A 756-nucleotide genomic window follows, 5' to 3' on the forward strand; every position below is an offset into this window, starting at 1 on the left:
CCCGGGGGGGGGGGGCGCGGGGGGGGGGGCCGGCCCCCCCGCGGGGGGTGGGGGGGGCGGCCCCCCCCGGCCCCCCCCCCCCGCGGCCCCGGCCCGGGGCGCCCGCCCCCGCCCCCCCCGCGGCGGAGTCCAGCCCGGACGAGGAACGGCTCGCCACCAGCGGCAGCTCGGCCGCCACCCCCGTCATCGCCTCGCTGGCGGTGGGCCTGGTGGTGCTGGGCGGCCTGGTGGTCCTCCTGCTCCGCAAGCGCCCGTTGGACGAGGAAGAGGACCAGGCCTAGGGAGCGTTCGGCGGGCCGCTCCGGCATTCGGGTCGCCGGACGCCTCCTCGGGACTGGTTGGCAAAGAGAGGCGGTTCCGGGGCGGGTGCTCCGGGTAAGCGCTCGAAATGGCTGATCAAGAGCTGACCTGGCGGGGCGCCGCCGCGCGATGGGACCGGAAGCTGTTCGACGAGGTGGCCCGCCGGCACTGGCCCGCGGCCGACCGGGTCCTGCCCGGACTGGGGCGGGCCGCCAACCACGGGGTGCTGTGGGGCGGGGCCGCCGCGGTGATCGCGGTCGTCGGCTCGGCCGGGGCCCGCAAGGCGGCACTGCGCGGAGCCGCCTCCCTGGCGCTGGCCTCGGCGACCGTCAACACCATCGGCAAGTGGTCCGTACGCCGCCCCCGGCCGCGGGTGGTATGGGTTCCCAAGCGGCGCCCGCGCGGGTCGCAGCCCCCCCCCCCCCCCCGACCCTCCCGCCCACCCGCGCGCCCGCG

General features: G+C 80.3%; 1 protein-coding gene and 1 pseudogene. Both read left to right on the top strand.

The genetic code is table 11. The features are described from left to right. On the top strand, positions 1-281 hold a 281-nt coding region (locus tag ACFXA3_RS14360), incomplete at its 5' end, for an LAETG motif-containing sortase-dependent surface protein (protein WP_385186624.1). A gap of 107 nt (positions 282-388) precedes the next feature. After that, positions 389-756, top strand: a pseudogene (locus ACFXA3_RS14365) (hypothetical protein); the annotation flags it as partial.

The sequence above is a fragment of the Streptomyces sp. NPDC059456 genome (assembly GCF_042750055.1).
Lineage (GTDB): Bacteria > Actinomycetota > Actinomycetes > Streptomycetales > Streptomycetaceae > Streptomyces.